At 45.1% G+C, this 19,163-nt stretch carries 14 protein-coding genes and 2 tRNA genes; 3 read left to right on the top strand and 13 right to left on the bottom strand.

Translation table 11 applies throughout. From position 1 onward, the window contains the following. Window positions 1-81: 81 nt before the first annotated feature. Window positions 82-1,245, bottom strand: a complete 1,164-nt coding sequence (locus tag L1D37_RS21530; RefSeq protein WP_076654024.1) for a threonine/serine exporter family protein — start codon at window positions 1,243-1,245, stop codon at window positions 82-84. A 520-nt stretch (window positions 1,246-1,765) separates the two neighbouring features. On the opposite strand from L1D37_RS21530, the gene L1D37_RS21525 reads away from it, so the two are divergent. Next, window positions 1,766-1,840: transfer RNA gene (locus L1D37_RS21525), tRNA-Gly, on the top strand. 38 nt (window positions 1,841-1,878) lie between these two features. Further along, window positions 1,879-1,953: transfer RNA gene (locus tag L1D37_RS21520), tRNA-Gly, on the top strand. 177 nt (window positions 1,954-2,130) lie between these two features. Here the strand turns inward: L1D37_RS21520 and L1D37_RS21515 are convergent. Then, window positions 2,131-4,416, bottom strand: a complete 2,286-nt coding sequence (locus L1D37_RS21515) for a glycoside hydrolase family 9 protein (protein ID WP_239849125.1) — start codon at window positions 4,414-4,416, stop codon at window positions 2,131-2,133. A gap of 299 nt (window positions 4,417-4,715) precedes the next feature. Here L1D37_RS21515 and L1D37_RS21510 point away from each other — a divergent pair, with 299 nt between their 5' ends. Next, window positions 4,716-4,973, top strand: a complete 258-nt coding sequence (locus tag L1D37_RS21510) for a hypothetical protein (RefSeq protein WP_176679532.1) — start codon at window positions 4,716-4,718, stop codon at window positions 4,971-4,973. Window positions 4,974-5,074: 101 nt separating this feature from the next. On the opposite strand, the gene L1D37_RS21505 is transcribed toward L1D37_RS21510, so the two are convergent. The 11 genes from L1D37_RS21505 to L1D37_RS21455 form a co-directional block, all read right to left on the bottom strand. Continuing rightward, a complete protein-coding gene (locus tag L1D37_RS21505) occupies window positions 5,075-5,680 on the bottom strand; it encodes a cupredoxin family protein (RefSeq protein WP_239849124.1) in 606 nt (201 codons plus the stop codon). A 105-nt stretch (window positions 5,681-5,785) separates the two neighbouring features. Beyond that, a complete protein-coding gene (locus tag L1D37_RS21500; protein ID WP_239849123.1) occupies window positions 5,786-8,929 on the bottom strand; it encodes an efflux RND transporter permease subunit in 3,144 nt (1,047 codons plus the stop codon). Continuing rightward, window positions 8,926-10,653 (bottom strand): efflux RND transporter periplasmic adaptor subunit, encoded by a 1,728-nt coding sequence (locus L1D37_RS21495; protein WP_239849122.1) that lies wholly within the window; start codon window positions 10,651-10,653, stop codon window positions 8,926-8,928. Before L1D37_RS21495 ends, L1D37_RS21500 begins: the two co-directional genes overlap by 4 nt. Before the next feature lie 10 nt (window positions 10,654-10,663). Continuing rightward, on the bottom strand, window positions 10,664-12,106 hold the full coding sequence (locus L1D37_RS21490; protein WP_239849162.1) for a TolC family protein: 1,443 nt from the start codon (window positions 12,104-12,106) through the stop codon (window positions 10,664-10,666). A 99-nt stretch (window positions 12,107-12,205) separates the two neighbouring features. Further along, complete coding sequence (locus L1D37_RS21485) at window positions 12,206-12,670, bottom strand: hypothetical protein (protein ID WP_239849121.1); 465 nt, start codon at window positions 12,668-12,670, stop codon at window positions 12,206-12,208. Between the two features lie 157 nt (window positions 12,671-12,827). Then, window positions 12,828-13,475 carry a CatB-related O-acetyltransferase gene (locus L1D37_RS21480; protein ID WP_239849120.1) on the bottom strand — a complete coding sequence of 216 codons (648 nt, stop codon included), beginning with the start codon at window positions 13,473-13,475 and terminating at the stop codon, window positions 12,828-12,830. A 378-nt stretch (window positions 13,476-13,853) separates the two neighbouring features. Beyond that, on the bottom strand, window positions 13,854-14,966 hold the full coding sequence (locus L1D37_RS21475; RefSeq protein WP_275665554.1) for an NADH:flavin oxidoreductase: 1,113 nt from the start codon (window positions 14,964-14,966) through the stop codon (window positions 13,854-13,856). Between the two features lie 261 nt (window positions 14,967-15,227). Continuing rightward, window positions 15,228-15,863, bottom strand: a complete 636-nt coding sequence (locus L1D37_RS21470) for an SDR family NAD(P)-dependent oxidoreductase (RefSeq protein ID WP_239849119.1) — start codon at window positions 15,861-15,863, stop codon at window positions 15,228-15,230. A 273-nt stretch (window positions 15,864-16,136) separates the two neighbouring features. Then, window positions 16,137-16,826: a hypothetical protein gene (locus L1D37_RS21465; protein ID WP_239849118.1), complete on the bottom strand. Its 690-nt coding sequence runs from the start codon at window positions 16,824-16,826 to the stop codon at window positions 16,137-16,139. Further along, on the bottom strand, window positions 16,826-17,989 hold the full coding sequence (locus tag L1D37_RS21460; protein WP_239849117.1) for an outer membrane protein transport protein: 1,164 nt from the start codon (window positions 17,987-17,989) through the stop codon (window positions 16,826-16,828). The genes L1D37_RS21465 and L1D37_RS21460 overlap by 1 nt, the downstream gene beginning before the upstream one ends. Before the next feature lie 93 nt (window positions 17,990-18,082). Beyond that, entirely contained in the window at window positions 18,083-18,895 is an 813-nt protein-coding gene (locus L1D37_RS21455; RefSeq protein WP_239849116.1) for a crotonase/enoyl-CoA hydratase family protein, read from the bottom strand. Window positions 18,896-19,163: the final 268 nt, after the last annotated feature.

Genomic DNA, 19,163 nt, shown 5'->3' with positions numbered 1-19,163 from the left:
CTAAAACGAACAAACACAGCCGTTAAGCTGTGTTTGTTTAAGAAACGAGTTTGCCTGAGCGGCAGTTGGAATCTGGTCAGATTAACGTTCTACTTTTGGTGAGTAGATCGAATACGCTGTGATTTGCCCTGCCACAATCGCGGAGAACATAAACAGCGCCGATAAACCGATGCTTGGGATTGGCAAGATAGATTGTTCAAACACCGATTGGCTCGCACTCACCAATACGCGGCTACCCGGAACCAAGATGATGATCCCTTGCACGATATAAATAGAACCTGTGAGCTCCATTTTTTTAGCAATCCAAGTGCCGTACAAAGTAATAAGAACGGTGGTTACCCAAGTACCCACAACCCAACCACTATCAAAACCGAGATAGAATGGACCCCACATACCCAGAACCGCAACAGGCAAGCCAAGTAAGATGTCTTTAGGGCGAGCATTGAACATCACACCGATAGACACAGAGATCAACACCAAGCCTGATATGTGCATCCACACTGGCACCGCATTGGTATAGTCGATGGAGACCGCTTGTCCCCATATCGCTTCACCAATATTGAGACCCATGATAATCCCAACAAACAGCTTGATGAGCGTTAATGCACTCTGCCCTAGCAAACTGGTACCCGAGACGAGATCGTTGAAGGCCAAACATTCTAATGCGTTAGCTATTGATAATCCGGGGACGAACAAGACGATTGACGCAATACACAACGCCCACACAGGGATCGGCAAACCTGTACTTGCCAAAAACGCTACAAAGATACCCGTCAATAATGCTGAGATAAATTCAACCGCAATTGCGCGACGTGAATGCAGGACTTGCTGACATACCCAAACCATCAAGCCCAATAACGCAGAAAAGCCAACCGCTTCCAACGTACTGCCGACTAGCATCAAATACGCAGGTGGAATACCCATATTAGCTAGGGCAGTAACAAATTTAGAGTAGCCGACAGGTTCTGGCACTGGCTCACTGCTCGGTTGGTTAATACGAATGATGGTATTTGCCAACAAACTCAGGTTAATTGAAGCAGGCTTTAGGCGCTTGAGAATAACGGCGTTGTTATCGTCTGGAAATTGATAATTAATCGCGGTTGGCGTTGCTTGGATCATCACATCCACACCATGCTTTTTTGCATAGAATTGTGTGTACTTTTCAAGCTTATAGGGCGCACAGCCGCTGCGGTGGAGAGTGTCACCAATTTCAACAATTTTGTTAATTCTGAACTGAGAAGGCATGGATATTTTAGGCGAGACAAAATGTGCGGCAAATGTACCAAACGACAGACGGAATGACGAGACTTTTGCGTGAATTATCAACTAAATTCGTTACTTTTTTCTGCGAACGCACAGAGGCGTGTATCACTCTACTCATTTGGGATTAGTTTAGTGAATAATACGAGTCGTTCGTAAGTTAAATCTATGCATCCACATTGTTATAAACGCACTTATAAATTCAGCTCAAATTTCGATTATGTTAACACGTTAAACCATAGATTTTGCCTGTGTTGATGAGGAAATAACATCCGATATCAGTTTATAAATTCATCCCTTTCCCCTTTTCTTAAACTATCAAGTCAGCACCCGTTTGAATCTTGGGCTTAACGAGAGTTTAGTCACATTTTATTCACTCTCTAAACGCCAGACATGATTGAAAAACTAGCGGAGTGGTGGTTATGCGAGCACTTAGAATAAAAATGAAAGAAAAAGGTTTCGTTTTCAGTTAGATGTGGCATTATCAAACTCGTTAAGACGATGTGCGTGCATCGTATAATGGCTATTACCTCAGCCTTCCAAGCTGATGATGCGGGTTCGATTCCCGCTGCACGCTCCAGTCTTCTTGATGCCTCAGTCTTACTCTTAAGACAGTGTGCGTGCATCGTATAATGGCTATTACCTCAGCCTTCCAAGCTGATGATGCGGGTTCGATTCCCGCTGCACGCTCCAACTTCTGTTTAGTTTCAAATTCTCTTTATTTACAATATCCCTTTAGATTTTCCATCTCATCTTAGCTTCAAAACCTAAAATAATTAGAACTGCGCACTTCATTGTGTGATTTTTGTATTAAAAAGAGCAATACCAAATGATATTACTCTTTGAATATTCTTAATTTAATTGATTACCTCAATCAAGCTGGCCTTCATCTAAAGCAGAAGTAACCCATACTAGTGGCGCATTCCAGTTGATGGTTATCTCGTTCAACGTCCAAGCTCCAATATTATCGCTGTAACACGTTTGTCCAACACACTTACCTTTCATCACAGCGGCAATAGGATCACTAAAACTTACCGAATTTGGGCCTCCAATTAACGCACCCGGCGCTGGTTTTGGTGAACTTTCATCAGCAGCGTAAGCCCAGAATCGATGATGAGGATTCTCAGCAGCTTTCGTTCCATAACCAGTAACATAAGAGATATTCATCGGGTTACCCCCGAGGATATAATCCATCGCACTAGCCGCCGCTTTGATGTATCGAACATCATTAGAAAAATCGTGAGCGTAAATCAAAAAAATACTTCGGTTTACAAGGTTCGAGTTTGAGCCCCACGAATACTCTTCGACTGTATAAGGGATGTTGTAGCCTTCATTGGCAACTTGCTTGGTATAAGATTTTGCCGTTTTAATGATGTTCTTACGTGCTTGTTCAATAACTTGGCTGTCCAATGAGTTAGGTACCACGGCTAAACTCACGGTGCCCGCGGGCGCTATATACTGCCAATACATGTCACCATCGGCATTGATGTTCCCCTTCGGCACTTCAAGATAGTGTGGAGAATCAATCAATACTTTTTTGTAAACCTCATCATTGGTTGTGATAAAGAGCTCGGCCGCAGCCCAGTATCGCTCATCACTCAATTCGATATCATCATACGGCCCAGAACCGGTGAAGTTATCGTAAGCATAGATATCTTGATGTTGATTTGCTGCGTTCCACGCTTTGGTCGCTGAATCCAAACATAACTGCGAAAAATCACTGTCGATATCTTTCCAAATACGTGCGCACTGAGCACCGATTGCCGCCAGATTCAATGAAGCTGCAGTAGTAGGATAACCAACATAACGTTTCTGAGTATCTTTGTGTGGCGGTAATGGCATACCAGTCCAAGACTCATCTCCGATCTTGTGAAATGCCAACCCTCTCGCGTTAATCTCGGTAAGTTTTAGCTGTTTACTGGCAGATTGATTACCAATAGGGACAGATATAGGCGTGTCAGAGTCAACTTGCATCGCTAAAATGAACTCTATGTTCCAGCGAGCTTCAGACAACAGCGGGTTAACGCCATTGGTTGCTTCAGGGATTTTTACTTTCCCATCAGAAAACGGAAGCGATTTACTCTCTAAAAACTTGCCTCGCTCATATAAATTCAGGAGCGTCCAAGTTGAAATACCACTATTTACTGTGTACTTACCATGGTCGCCCGCATCGTACCAACCACCGGTTGCATCAATAGTCAGATCACAGCCAGGCCATCTATTTCCCCAACTATCGACTTTATCAAAACATGTCGCCCTGTCGGACATGTGGCCACCAGGCCTCGCGAGATCGTCGCGTTGAACGAACTCAGGTTTTATCTTTATACCGCTACGATTTTGATAAAAGTAAGACAAGGCATCGATCTTTAACTGGCTATAAACATCACTTCTAATATCGAATGGATAACTGACATCATCGCCGACTTTGATCGTTAATCCGTTCATTGTCTCTGTATAGTTTGAAAGGTTAACTCGGTGAATGTGCTCACCCGACGCTTTATTCAGGCCGAACACTTCTGTTTTACCGAGATCGAGGCTGATCCCAGAATGAGATACTAATGTCCATTTAAGAGGTTCAGTTGACGAGTTTTCAACAAAGATATACTTGTCGGATTGAGGTAAGAAGCCAACTTGGTTAGCTCGAATAGGCATCTTAGTCGCTACTTTTACAAATGGCTTACCTACAACAGAAACGTTATCAACACAGATGACACCCGTTTTCTGTGCTCCTAATTGAAACTGGAATTCTGTATCGGCGTCACTCTCAAGTTCTTGCACAAAATCAAACGTATAGCTTTGCTTGTCTGTTGATACACCCACGTCACTTAGAAAATAATGCGTATAAGGAGGCCCTTCATGTTGGATCAAGGCTTTCATCTCAGTATCAGTATTTGCATATATATCGAACGATACCTGATATTTCTGACCTTGCTCTAAACCAATACCGCTGTGGCCTAAAATTACATCCCAAGAATTGTTCCCTGGGTTTTTAATATCAATACAAGCTTCGTTGCTTTCTGTTGTTACATCGGCTCCTGCATTCCACCAACCATTCATATTGGCTTCGAAGTTACTATTTCTAATCTGCTCTTCTGCGTGTATCGATCTAGAAGATAAAATCATGACAATCGCGAGAGATAACGTTCCTTTTTGCATCATTCTTCCTTAGAGATGTTTCATATATCCAAGGAAACTAACTAAATAGATTCAATAATAGAGAGTTAACATTCGCAAAAAACAGACTCGTAAAAATAAATCTTATGATTTCTTGTGATGTTTAACACTAAGGAACAAGCTCATGAATCAATTGCATGGATAGCCAAAACGAGTTTGTGACGGTACTTTTGATTTAGCCAAGAGTTTCACAAAAATGCTGGTTTAATAATCTTGGTCAATATCCGAAAAAATGGTTGTGTTAATGTGCGCCAATTAGAAACAACCAAAAAATAATAAAAATGTTTAAAAGCAATGAGTTAACAATCAACATCGAAGCAATCAATGTCGCACTGTCAAAAGTCGAAAATGCGAACAAAATTCAGCTTAATACGTTGAAGGGTTATGTGAGCAACGAACCAGAGCAAGCCGTTCTTGCATTTCGCTCTTTAAGTGAAGTGGAATCGATCGACGACAAGCTTAAGAAGATCATGTCAGAGCTACCGCACCTAAGTGGTGAAGCTCAGCACCTACTGGAAACATCGATCCTATTACAGTAGTGGCCAAGAAAGATAAGTCTCAACTACGCGATGAGCTAAGACTTATCTTTAAGCTTTCTTGTACTTGTCTAGCAGCTACTTCTAGCTCTATTAGATAATGCCTACAGCGTTATCGACTTAGCCATGCCCGCTTCTGCGTGCCCTGGGATATTACAGGCAAACTCTACGTGATTGTCACCGTGGAAATGCCACAGCATCTGTTTCGCTTTACCCGGTTTCACCGTGACTGTGCTGCCAGAATCATGGTGGTGGTTACCCATCTTTTTCATCATTTCGCGATGCTCTAATTGTTCTGCGGGAGAACCAATTGAGAATTCATGATCGATCTTGCCTGTATTCATCACAACGAACTGAACGACATCATTAGGCTCAATATCGACCTTGTTTTTGAAGGTGATTTTCATGTCGTCACTCAGTAGAACATGAACCACTTTATCGGGTTTCGCGCCTTGAGCTGGCATACCCACTTCCGACATACCTTCCATATCCATCATTCCATCCATGTTCATCATCATTGAATGGTCCATCTTTCCATCCTTCATCATGCTGTGATCCATCTTTGAATGATCCATTTCTCCGCTCTTCATCATCGAGTGGTCCATACCTGAGTGATCCATATTTGAATGGTCACCATCTGAATGGTTCATAGCAGCAAAAGCCGTTGCAGTAGTCAGTGTTAGGGCGATAGCAATCAGTGTCTTTTTCATAGTCGTTCCTTAGATTAATTCTGTTTGTGTTGTTAGTTTTATATGTTCATGTGGTGCGCCCTTACCTACTCCTATCTCGCAAGTAAGGGCTTTATAGTCAGTACGTTATTTACTTTTCTCGCTTTGGAGCTTAGTGATCTCACGCTGCTTCCAAAGTTTAAAGATCGCAGGAAGCACCAATAGAGTAAGCAGCAGTGCAGACGCCATTCCCCCAATCATTGGCGCGGCAATTCGTTGCATCACTTCCGAACCAGTACCTTCGCCATACATGATTGGAATTAGACCAATGATCACGGTAAGCACTGTCATCATGACTGGACGCACACGCAGCCCTGCCCCTTCACGAATGGCATCTGTGAGATCAGCTTGTTGAAGTGTTTGTTGGTTCTGCTCTGCATCGAGCTTTTTGTAATGCCACGCTTGGTTGAGGTACACCAACATGATCACACCTATCTCAACCGCAACGCCCGCTAGCGCGATGAAGCCAACTCCAACCGCAATGGAGAAGTTGTAATTGAGGTAATGCATCAACCACAAACCACCGACCATGGCTAACGGCAATGTCAGCATGATCATCATCACTTCACCGACACGGCGGAAGCTCAGATACAACAGCAACATGATGATGGCGATGGTGATAGGCACAACCACACTTAGGCGATCTTTGGCGCGTTCCATGTATTCGTATTGACCTGACCATGCGAGTGAGTAGCCCGCAGGCAATACGATTTGCTCGGCAACCACTTGCTGCGCTTTTGCCACGTAAGAACCAAGGTCACGACCATCAATATCCACAAATACCCAACCGTTGGGGCGTGCATTCTCTGTTTTGATCATTGGTGGGCCATCTTCATAACGAATGTCAGCGACATCAGACAAAGCAATACGAGCACCGTTTGGCGTAACGAGTGGCAAGTTCTGCAACTTCACCACAGAATCACGGTAATCTTGCGGGTATCGAACGTTGATTGGGTAACGCTCTAGCCCTTCTACCGTTTCGCCGACATTCATCCCACCAACCGCAGTCGAAATAACCTGTTGAACTTCTTTGATGCTTAACCCGTAACGAGCAGCGGAGCGGCGCTTGATGTCTATCGTCACATAACGACCACCAGCCACACGTTCGGCATACACAGAAGCCGTGCCGCTGACACCGTTCAAGATAGGCTCAAGCTGAGAACCAATATCCTCAATAACACTCAGATCTGGCCCTGCTATCTTGATTCCGATTGGCGTTTTAATACCGGTCGCTAGCATGTCGATGCGAGTCTTGATTGGCATAACCCATGCGTTAGTCAAACCGGGGAACTGAATCAGATCATCGAACTCTTTACGCAACGACTCCGTAGTGACACCGTCACGCCATTCGTCGCGAGGTTTTAGCTGAATAACCGTTTCAATCATGGTGAGTGGTGCAGGATCGGTCGCCGTTTCCGCACGCCCAATCTTGCCCCATGTGGTTTCAACTTCTGGGATGGTTTTGATTAACTTGTTGGTTTGCTGCAGCAGCTCACGCGCTTTACCTATCGAGATCCCCGGATAAGTAGTCGGCATGTACATCAAGTCACCTTCATCCAAAGGAGGAATGAACTCACTGCCAAGCTTACTGGTTGGGTAATACGCTGAAGCCATCAAACCCAATGCAATCACAATCATGACTTTCGGATACTTGAGGCTTAGATTAAGCAATGGCTTATACATAGCCACTAAGCTGCGGTTCACTGGATTCTTATGTTCAGGTAACACGTTGCCACGAATGAAGTAACCCATTAGCACTGGCACAAGCGTGATAGCCAAGCCTGCAGCCGCTGCCATTGCATACGTTTTGGTAAACGCGAGTGGCGAGAACATCTTGCCCTCTTGGCCTTCTAATGCGAATACCGGAACAAAGCTTAAGGTAATAATGATCAGCGAGAAGAACAGCGGTGCACCCACCTCTTCTGCCGCTTTGCCTATTACTTGCCAACGGTTTTTATCGGTCAGAGGCGTTCGCTCTATGTGCTTATGAACGTTCTCTATCATTACGATCGCACCATCGACCATCGCACCAATCGCTATCGCGATACCGCCGAGAGACATGATATTGGCGTTAATACCCTGCCAATGCATCACGATAAACGCACCTAAAATACCGACAGGCAAGCTAAGCGCGATAACCAGTGATGAACGAATATGGAACAAGAACAATGCACACACGATCGCAACCACGATGAACTCTTCAGCCAGCTTCTTCCATAGGTTTTCAACCGCAGAATCAATCAAGGTTGAACGGTCATAGGTCGCGACAATTTCGACCCCGTCTGGTAATCCCGCTTGTAGCTCTGCGAGTTTACTCTTAACAGAATCAATCACTTCACTGGCATTTTCACCAAAGCGCATCACGATAACACCACCAACCGCTTCGCCTTCACCATTGAGCTCTGAGATACCGCGACGCATCTGAGGACCAAGGTTAATGTCAGCAATATCGCCCAATAACAGCGGTGTACCTTTGTCGGTCACTTTTAGTGGCAGTGATTGAATATCTTCAATGCTTGTGAGGTAACCCGTAGTGCGAACCATGTGCTCCGCTTCAGCAATCTCAACCACTGAAGCACCGGTTTCTTGGTTGCCATCTTGGATCGCCTTATTGACCTGTTGAAGTGTTAGGTCATAAGCACGTAATTTGGCAGGATCAATCTGTACTTGATACTGCTTCACCATGCCACCTACCGTCGCGACTTCAGACACGCCATCAACGGTTTGCAGCTCATACTTCAAGAACCAGTCTTGCAGGCTACGAAGATCCGCTAAGTCGTGCTTACCAGTTTTGTCTTGCAGTACATAACTGTAAACCCAGCCCACCCCAGTTGCATCTGGCCCTAATGTTGGCTTAGCACTTGATGGCAAGTTAGGTGCTACTTGGCTCAGGTATTCCAACACGCGAGAGCGCGCCCAATACATATCAGTATCATCTTTGAAGATGATATAGACGTAAGAATCACCAAAGAACGAGTAACCACGAACCGTTTCGGCACCCGGTACTGCTAACATCGCAGTGGTGAGTGGATACGTTACTTGGTCTTCAACCACTTGCGGTGCTTGACCCGGATAGCTGGTTTTGATGATCACCTGTACATCAGACAGATCAGGAATTGCATCAACGGGCGTATTTTTCACGCTGTATAACCCACCAAACACGATGGCGACGGTTGCGACCAGAACCAAGAATCGGTTACTGATGGACCAACGGATAATTGCATTGATCATAATGTGCCCTCACCCGCTTCTAAAGATTTGAGCACATAATCTGAACCTTGCTTTACCACTAGAAACCGGATGGTTTGACCCTCGGCAAACTCGGATAAATCAAGGTCGTCACTGGCTTGGAAGTTCATTTCACCCGCTTTCCAATCCCACTCAGGTACTGGCTTGTGGTTTACAGTAATCATTCCGAAATCCGGCATTAGCATGGTGATGTCGCCCTTCACCCACACTTCACCTGCCATTTGATGCTCGCTGACCTTGTAATCAACAACTTCATACTGGCCTGACTCCGTTTTCATCATTTCAAAATCAACAACTTGTCCGCGCTTAAGCTGGCTAATGTCCAAACCTTCAACGAAGGTAAAGTTCATCACCATGCCCGGCCAATCCCACTCAGGAACAGGTTGATGATTGATGGTCGCCATACGACTGCCTTGCATAACATCTGCAATTTCACCTTTTGCCCAAGCTGTTTCTGCTTGCTCTTCCACACCATTGATTCGTGACAAATCCGCTGATTGACTAGATTCCGAGTCGAGCATGAAGTGCGCTGAAGTGACGATCTGTTCGCCTTGTGTAAGCCCTCGCAACACCTCGATCTTGTCGCCCGCTTCACGCCCTACTTCAATCCGTGCTGAACGGTATTTACCTTCACCTTCAGACAACACAACACGAGTCATGCCACCGGAATGGATAACCGAAGATCTAGGAATGGTAAGAACTTGATCATCACTGATTGGTTTCAGTGCGATATTGGCGAACATGTTCGGTTTGAGCTCGTCATTAGGGTTAGAGAACTTCAAACGAACGCGTAAGGTTCGAGTTTTAGGGTCAAGAATCGGATATACGTAATCCACATTGCCTTGCCACTCTTTTCCCGGAATCGCATCAAGTGTCATCTCTGCATTACTGCCTGATGAGATCCAGTGTGCTTGGCGCTCAAACACTTCTGCATCGACCCAAACTTCATCTAATGGCCCTGCACTGATGACTGCTTGAGCAGGCGAAAGATAACCACCCTCACGAATGTTGAGGCTAGCAATAACGCCATCTGCAGGCGCTTTGATTTCTATGGTTTGCGATGCCTTACCTTGACGAGTAATCGAGTGAATCTGCGCTTTATCGACGCCCAAGGTCACCAAGCGTTCAGTCGATCCTTTTATCAATCCTTTGCGACCCGTTTTGTATGCACTCAGCAGCTCTTCTTGTGCCTTAACCAGCTCTGGAGAGTAAAGCGTGAAGAGGACATCGCCTTTATTCACTTTCTCGCCAACCGCATTGATATACAGCTTCTCCACCCAGCCCGCAGCGCGGACGTTGGTTTGCCACAATGTACTTTCATCGAACGCCACATAACCGACCGTTTCAATACGTGGCGACAAAGCTTCTAACCCTACCTTTGCTGTTTTAACGCCAAGGTTGTTTTCCACAGAGGCGTCGATAAACACAGTTCCTGCTTTGTCTGAACCTCCAGTTAAGTCATCGGCATAAACAGGAATTAGCTCCATACCCATCGGTGATTTACCCGGCTTGTCACGCTGATAATTTGGGTCCATTGGTGCAACCCAATAAAGTGGGTCATCACTTGAACTGGCCGCTGAACTTGTCTCGCTAGAAGCAGCCATAGCCGACATATCGTGAGTTGAATTAAAGAGAAAGTGATTTGCACCAAAACCTAATGCGCCACCGACCAATAAAGCGATTGTTGCTACTTTTACTGATTTCATTGTCTGTTCCTTATTGATGGTTTGTCGCGGTAAGTTGTGGTTGTTCAACTTGATAATCAAAGCCACTGACGAGTGACGCGAGCTTGCTATTCACGATATTGAGATCGGTAATCAAACGCTGTTGCTCTAGTTTCAAAGCAAGCTCGTCTGCTGTTGCAGAAATCACATCGTTGAATTGTGCGGTGTTGTTTTGATAACCTCTTTCAACTGCACTGATCCGTGCCGTCGTCTGAGGTAATAAGGAATTTTGGTAACGTTCTAAACGTTGGGTGAGGTTCGCCTTATCTACCAATAACGCATTCACTTGCGCGTTCATTTGGGCAAGTAAGGTGTCTTTTTGGGATTTAGCCGCGCCAACTTGGTACTGAGCTGCTGACAAGTTCTTGTCTTGTCGGTTACCCGTAAATAGAGGGATATCAACCGTTAGATAAGCACTCACAAGATCAGAAGCAGGCTCGCCCGCCATATTGTTCGCTTGTCGATGGGCGTACATCACTTCTACACCAAACTGCGGCGTATAAGCTTGCTCAGCGAGTTCTACTTGAGTTTGATTAGATGAAATAGTCGCGTCCGTGATCTTAACGAGCGGATGCTCAATCAACAGTTGATAGTGCTTGGTTGCATCGTTGTTGGTCGCTAACTTACTTTCTAATAACGACCAATCAATTTGATTAGTCGCATGAAGTCTCTCTTGAGGATCAAGAGTCTGTGAATCAACACCCTGAGAGCTAATCGCTTGAGTCCCTAACCAGTCTGATCCTAACCACTCAGACAGTTGAGAGATGAGACGGCGTTGAACTTGTTGGTTGGCTTGCAGTTTTTCATCAAGCTTACTGACTTGAAGCTGAGCATTGAGTAGATCTTGCGCTTCGCTTTTACCTATCGAGTAATTGGTTTGCACATAGTTCTCTAACTCAACCAAAAGGCGTCGGTTTTCACGCATCACACCTTCAGCGACTTGTTGATAACCCAATTCAAGCCATAACTGCGTCATGCTATTGGCAACGGTAAGTTCACGAGCCTGAACTTGAAGCGCTAATCCATCCGCTTGCTGACCCGCCTTTTTCTGCTGGAGGTCTAACGTATCGCCACGCTCAAATTGCTGCATCAGACCGACCGAGATATTGGTCATCGGGTCTTCGTCGAATTGAAAGCTATCGACTGGCAATCCACCGAACCCGACTTTGAGTTTCGGATCCATTAAGGTTGCGCTCGCAATACCGGTTTCCCTCATCGCTTGCGAGTGAGCAAAGTACTGCTTGCGATTACTATCTTGGCTCAATGCTATCTCAATCAATGTATTGAGTTGCTGTGTTGAGCTCTGTTGATCAGCTTGTGTTGAAGCAGACGCAGCAGCTAAAGCACTGGCTGAAATAAAAGCAGCACTCGAAACAAAGGCAGCAGCGACCACGACACTCGCGTTTATTCCAAACACGGAGGTTGTTGGTTTTATATTCACAATGAATGTCCATATCTAGCGTTAAATAACGCATATAAAAGATTGGCGTATCAGATTTATGACTCTGATATCGCTATGTTTTTAGATATAGATTTATGCGGTGGGTGGGCGCAACAAAGATTGAGCGCGTGCGACTTTCTGCCCAATAATGACAGATTGAAAACGAGCTAAAGAAGAGACATATAGATTGACGGCTTGAACAGCCTGAATTGGATAAGAAGTTGCAGAACACACTGAGGCGCAGCAATCGGCACTCGAACAATGGTTACCCATCATGTGGCCGCCGTCTTCGCTCATTGAAGACATATCGCATTGAGCCATCAAATCATGAGCACTCATATTAGAGTGTTCAGCGTGTGCTTGTTCACTCGTCACATGACATCCCGCCATGGAATCATTAACCGACGTATCGCTGTGGTAACAAGCCGATTTGCTCGAACTCATTTCCATCATCATTACTTCAGTCATCATGGCTGATGAGCTTGAGGCATAGCTAGACATCAACATCGCGATGATGCTGAAAACAGTAATCCAAGTTGTTCGGAATGTGTTTGTCATAGCTAACCTTTAAATTTATAGAGTAACTATAAAGGTTCCCCTTAGGGTAAGGTCAACGATGAAGGACAAATATTTGCTGAAATTGATACTGATTGCTGCATAGATGAACAAAAGGAGCACTCCACAACCAACAGAGTGCTCCTTCTCTTGAGTACGATTAAGTATTCAACGACTTATGAGTATCATACTCAGCCATCGCATTCTTAAGTGCCGTTAAATCAGAATCACACAAGTGCTTCCTCAACGCGTCAAACTTCTCTTCTGGCCACTCGTATATTTTCATCGAGATCAACTCTTCGATAACAGACTTATCAAAGCGTTGTTTAACGACTTTCGCAGGCGAGCCAGCTACAATGCTGTATGGTTCTACGTCTTTGGTTACCACGCTGTTTGCGGCGACAACCGCCCCTTCTCCAATGGTTACGCCTGGCATGATCATGGCACGCATACCTAACCAAGCGCCATCTTTGATATGCGTGTCACCTTTGCCAATGTAAGCTTCTTCGATCACATCCATAAATGGATACAACGAAAACCAATCAACGCGGTGGGTATGGTTGCCACCCATTAAAATCACGACCTCGGCACCTATGCAGACGTAATCACCGATATACAGTTCGTCGATTTCCCAACGTGGCTCCCACTGACGACTGACTTCGTCCCCATGTAGATAACGGACGACTGAGCGCTCAAACCCGTTATCCCAACAATCGCTGTAATAACTGTGTTGACCTTTGATGTGAATGTTGGGGTTGGTAACGACTTCATGGAGCAGTTCGAATTTAGACCAATGCTTACTTTGCATTTCTACCTCTGATTAACTTATTCGTTTTAATATCAAAAAATCGACAATGTTGATCTAAGGTGCACAAACGAGTGCCCCATATACACAGAAGTTAAGGGGGAAATAGTCAGTATCACGCTTAAATCACAGCAATGTCGCTAAAACGAAAAGGCGTCAGTGGATTCGAGGTTGCTTTAAGAGAGGAAGTAATTTCACGTGGTGCTCAGTATAGTAACGATAACTCGGTTGGAAGATTTACAGTTGAACTGTATCTGTTTAATCGCACTAATTTGACATGGACATGTGATTAATTAGGTTTCAAATATCGGTTCATGGATATCCATAAAGACATGAGCCTGCAATATTACACAGGCTCAGGCTTGAATCTGGGTACAGCGACTACATGCGCGCCAGCTGTACTTTTCTGTCTTTGTTTACCACACAGAAGTTACCGCGCTTAGTACGACACTTAGAACATCTCTCACACTCTACTGGGCTTCGGTCACCCTCTTTCCAACGCTTCACTAGATGCGGTTCAGAAAGTAGTGGACGTGAAAGCGCGAAGTACTCAATGCCCGTATTGTTCGCGATAGCTTCAATGGCATCAAAATCGGTTAAGCCGCCCACCGTGATAACAGGAATGTCGACATCTTGGCTAATTGCATGGCCATACTCATGGAAGTAGCCTTCCTCTTGGATGGTAAACCCGTCGTGAGACTCGCCAATCATGGTGTCGGCTTTGCCGTGAATGTTGCCAGAAACCACAATGCCATTAACGCCAATTTCTTCGAGCTTTTTACACACTAAGCGTGTTTCATCAAAGGTCACGCCGCCCTCAAAAAATTCAGAGGCGGTTAACTTAACCAAGATAGGGAAATCCTCACCCACCAGCTTGCGTGTTGCCGTGTAGATCTCAAGCAAGAATCTCATGCGATTTTCTAAGCTACCGCCGTATTCATCTTCACGCTGGTTGTAATAAGGGCTCAAGAACTGATTGATCAAGTATGTGTGTGCCGCATGAATCTCAACACCATCAAAACCCGATTGTTGCGCTCTTAGTGACGCTTTGGCAAAAGCATCAACAATGTAATCAATTTCCTCTTTGGTCATCGCTTTACCCAGTGTTTGAGTCCCTTTTTCTGGAACCTCACTCGGTGCAAAGATCACTCGCTCACCAAGTTCATACGTGGTTTTCGTACCGCCATAAGCTAATTGCATTACGATTTTAGAATCGTTGTCATGGACCTGTTGAGTTAGCTTTTTATACTCCTCGATAAACGAGTCGTTATACATACCCATCATGCCAGCATTCGGCTTTTCTTCTTCAACGATGTTCGCGTAACCCGTGACGATCAAGCCAACCTCACCTTGAGCCAACTCTTCATAGATAGCGTAAAGTTTATCTGTCATATGGCCATCTTCGGTCGCCATATTTTCCCACGTCGCACTTCTCATAAAGCGGTTTTTAAGCGTCATGGTGCCAATGCGGGTTTCTGCAAACAAAGTACTCAAATCTATTCCTCACTCAATCGTGTTACGCAAGTGCCCATCTAACGGGGCTGATTGACGCGGATACTACAGAGAATATGGCTGGCAAAACTTAATCTAGATTAAGAGAGCGGCACTCTAATATAAGAAACAGGCAATAAATGAATTCAAAAGAGAGGAGGTAGAGAAAATATAGGAAGGAAGCAAAAAGCCGTTCAGTCAGGCTAAACGGCTTTAGAAGTTTATGACAAGGTAGATATACCTCAGATTAACGCTTCAAAAGAGTTAGCCGTATTTAACCGTAGGGTCGATACATTGGTACACTTGGCCGATACTCGCTTCGTTCGCCAATAGGGTTTCGATAAGGCGTGCTACTTCTTGTCGGTAAATCACACCATGCACTTCCACTTGTTGAGAAAGCTCACCATTACCAGTCACTTCACCGTCTAGCAAGCCACCTGGGCGAAGAATCGTATAATCAAGGGAGCTCGACATTAACCAAGCTTCCGCCAATGATTTTTCACGAACTGCAGCACCGAACCCTTTTCTAGAACGCTCTGATAGGTACTGCCATGAATCACCACAACCTAAAGACGTCACCAGCACAAAGCGTTTAATTTCATTGGTTTCTAGAGCATCAATCACATATCGGTGACCGATGTAGTCAACCGGAACATCCGCTCTAAAACTGCCCATGCTTGAAACAACCAATGCCGATTTCGGTAACTCAGCCACCGTCTTTTCCACTTGTTGCTTGTCGGTCGCATCACAGCTAAGTGAAGTTACGCCAAGAATTGCTAAGCGCGGGTTCTTCTCTGGATTTCTAGCAATCGCAATCACTTCAAAACCTTGCTGATGAAAGTGCTCGACCATTGCTGCACCCAAACCGCTACCTGCTCCCCATACAACGACTGTATTCATAAATACCTCAAAAAAATCATGTTGTTCCTAATATTAACGACACAATCTAATCGGTTCTTTCGTTTAGATCAATAAATGCGAATAAGTCTCAATATTAAAAGTTCATCCATAAACCAACTAATGTTTAACGAGATTCAGTAGAAACCTTAACAGAGAATAGAAATATCTCGAGATGGAAGTGATGCAGCAGAAACACAACAAGCGCTGGGTGTAAGTCTGCCTAAACAGGCAACCTACACTCAGCTTTTTATTTATGGGGAGATGGGTTGAAGCTTAGTTGAACTCGTAGGTATAAGACGCGCCGACACTGTTGTTCTCGCCGAAATCATCCTCGGCAAAAATAGTGAAGAAATTGAACGACTGGGCGTCACTCAATTTGTAGCTCGCGCCGACACCTGTCCAATAGCCAGAATAATCATCAGAGCCCATTGAACCGCCACCAAAGCCCATGATCGACCACTCATCGGTAATCGTTTTTAGGCCAAACGCACCAATATAACCGCCATGCGTTGAACTTGGCATCAGCACATAATCAGAACCCACATTCTGATCATCGAACACCGCCACTTCACCATCGTTATAGCTGTACCCAGCCATAGGGAATATTTGCCATCCGAACGGCTCGATATCAAAATAGCTCAGAGGAACAAATGTCCCGATACTGTAGTTATTCTTATAAGCATCGTTGTCGTATTCAGAGCGGCTAAAGTTGAAATTGACGATGCCCAAAGGCAATAGCCATGAACCACCCACTCGCCACTCTTCGCCATCAGCATTGACACGAGCGTTGATCATTCGTGCTTCATCAAGCCCGATAGAGCCCGAAAACTTTAGCTCTTCGTTATAAGCAACGCCCGCTTTGGTTACGATCTTAGTCGGATCATCTGGATGCTTCTCTTCAGCCAAAGCACCTGTTGAGCCTAGTATTACCGAACTAACGATTAATAGATTACGTAATGTCATTAGAAGGTCGCGCTAACACCGATAAAGTGGATACGACCGTCGAACGAGCCATCAACCATAAATCGGTCCATATCAACTGAGCCTAAATCTGCGTATTCATAGAACACATCAATTAAGATGTCGTCCCAGTAGGTAGATGCACCCACTGAGTAGCGGTACTGTTCACCAACAGGTAAATCAACATACTGCAGTGTCGGATCATCTTGCGGAGAAGTTTCATAAGAGAAGCCCGCCTTTAAACGCCAATCAGAGTTCAATTGGTAGTCCGCACCTACTGCAAACTTCCACACATCATCCCAATCGCGCTCGATTGGAATCCCACCAATTTGAGAGCCAAAATCTAAAACTGTCGTATCCCACTCACTCCAACGGTGTAATTGAACACTTGCCAGTAGATCTAACTGAGAATTCAATGCATAGCTCGCACTCACATCTACAATTTCAGGAAGCGCTATATCGGTAGCCAAAGAGTTGAGTACGCCAAAATCTGTAGGGCCATTTACATCATTATTGAATTCATGCTCCAGTTTAGAGCGATAGCTTGCGCCTAATTTTAGTTTGTCCGTCGGTGTGTACATGACACCTAGGTTATAACCATAAGCCCAGTCAGTATCCTGCTTTATCGTTAATGCAGACGTTGTTTGTTGCAACGCAGCCCAACTTAATTGAATACCTGCACCCACTGACCACTGATCATTAAGTTGGTAACTCAGTGACGGGTTCACTTGCATCGCTGTGAGGGTAATATCTTCAAGTAAAGGACTTCCCGCCCACTCACTACCGTAATCAAGGCTAGAACCACCTACTGCACCCAGCGCAATACCAAGGTGTAATTTGTCAGTCACTTGGTGAGCGTGAAAGGCACCAAATGACGGCATTACAGAATGAGCTTTGCCGTTATCACTTGAATCTAGGTTGTCTTGATATTTCATCTCAAGATCAAACGCCATGGTGTTGATGGTCGTTTTGCTTTCGCCCATATGAGACATGGTGGCAGGGTTCGTCCACATCGCAGCAGCAGATCGCGTGTAAACACCGTCACCAGCGCCAGTAGTACCAGCGTTGGCAACAACGGCCTCTTGTAAAAACAGACCACTTGCGAAAGCGTTCAAACTTGTAAATATTGCGGTGGCAGCTAGAGAGTAGGTAAAAGTTTTGTTCATCAGAGTGCTCATTCAGCCTTAGACATTAAATTGCGCTAAGGTTACCGCAAAGCCCGATAAACAAAGGGAATATCGATTATTCCTGTACAAACACTATTTAAACTTCCTAACCACATAAGCGCGTGGTTTATCACTGTGGATTTCACGCTGAGCGGCTATCGCTCGGTTCTTACCTAGGGCAACTTTAATCTGATACCAAGTCTCATAAAACAAGGCGATACCGGGGCTAGACCACCAAGTTTTGTTATAAAGCTTCTTATTGGCGGCGACCACATCTGGCGATCGATTCGCACACTCCAGTGCCAAGGCATAAGCTTCAGCGTACGGATCTTCGGCTATTTTTGTGACCAGCCCATATTCTTTGGCAGTCTCACTGTCGATCACCTTGGCAGTCATCGCCATTTCTAGGGTGTGATCTTTTCGCATCAACTCTCGAAAGGCAATCGCGCCACCCATGTCAGGGATCAGCCCCCATTTAGCTTCTAAGATAGAGAAGTTGGCGTCAGGACTGGCGATTCTAAAGTCACCACCACTGACCAATTGCAGGCCACCTCCCCAGCAACGTCCGTGAATCGCAAAAATCACGGGGCATGGAATATCTCGCCAACCTAAAGAAAAGCGTTGGGCGGCGTTTGGTAATGTTGGGAGCCATTTGAACAACAACTTCATTGCGCCAGATTTACTGGTAAGCAAGGACTTCACATCAAGCCCCGAACAAAAGTCTGTCCCACTGCCTGTTACGATCACCGCGCGAATCTCGGTGTTCTTTTTCAACTGACTGACCATGTTGTTCACCCCTTGAAACATCGCCATATCAATGGCATTCAGCTTGTCAGGGCGATTCAGTACAACCGTTGCGATCTGGTTTTCATCAATAGAGCATGTAAGGCGTTCAAGTTCAGGCATTTGGCTATCCAATAAAGTGGTCAGACCTTTAGCGTAGCCATCTTAATCACATATGCAAAATTAACGCTTTAGAAGCGAGAGCTGTGTTGGCTAACACTTGGTCTAGGAAACACAGAGCCCAAAAAATATCCGCCTTCTTAGAAGGCGGTTTTGCTTTATAACCCCCTAGAAGGGGGCGTCCGCGCTATCAGTTCTTCAATAACTGCAGTTGTTGTTCATACTCTATGTCCTGCTTGTCTTGGTGCCGTACATATCGTCGAATGACTTC

It is taken from the genome of Vibrio sp. Isolate33 (assembly GCF_022397895.1).
GTDB classification, from domain to species: Bacteria; Pseudomonadota; Gammaproteobacteria; order Enterobacterales; family Vibrionaceae; genus Vibrio; species Vibrio pomeroyi.
The sequence above is the reverse complement of the archived record's forward strand: the minus strand, read 5'-3'. Positions and strand labels throughout refer to the sequence as shown.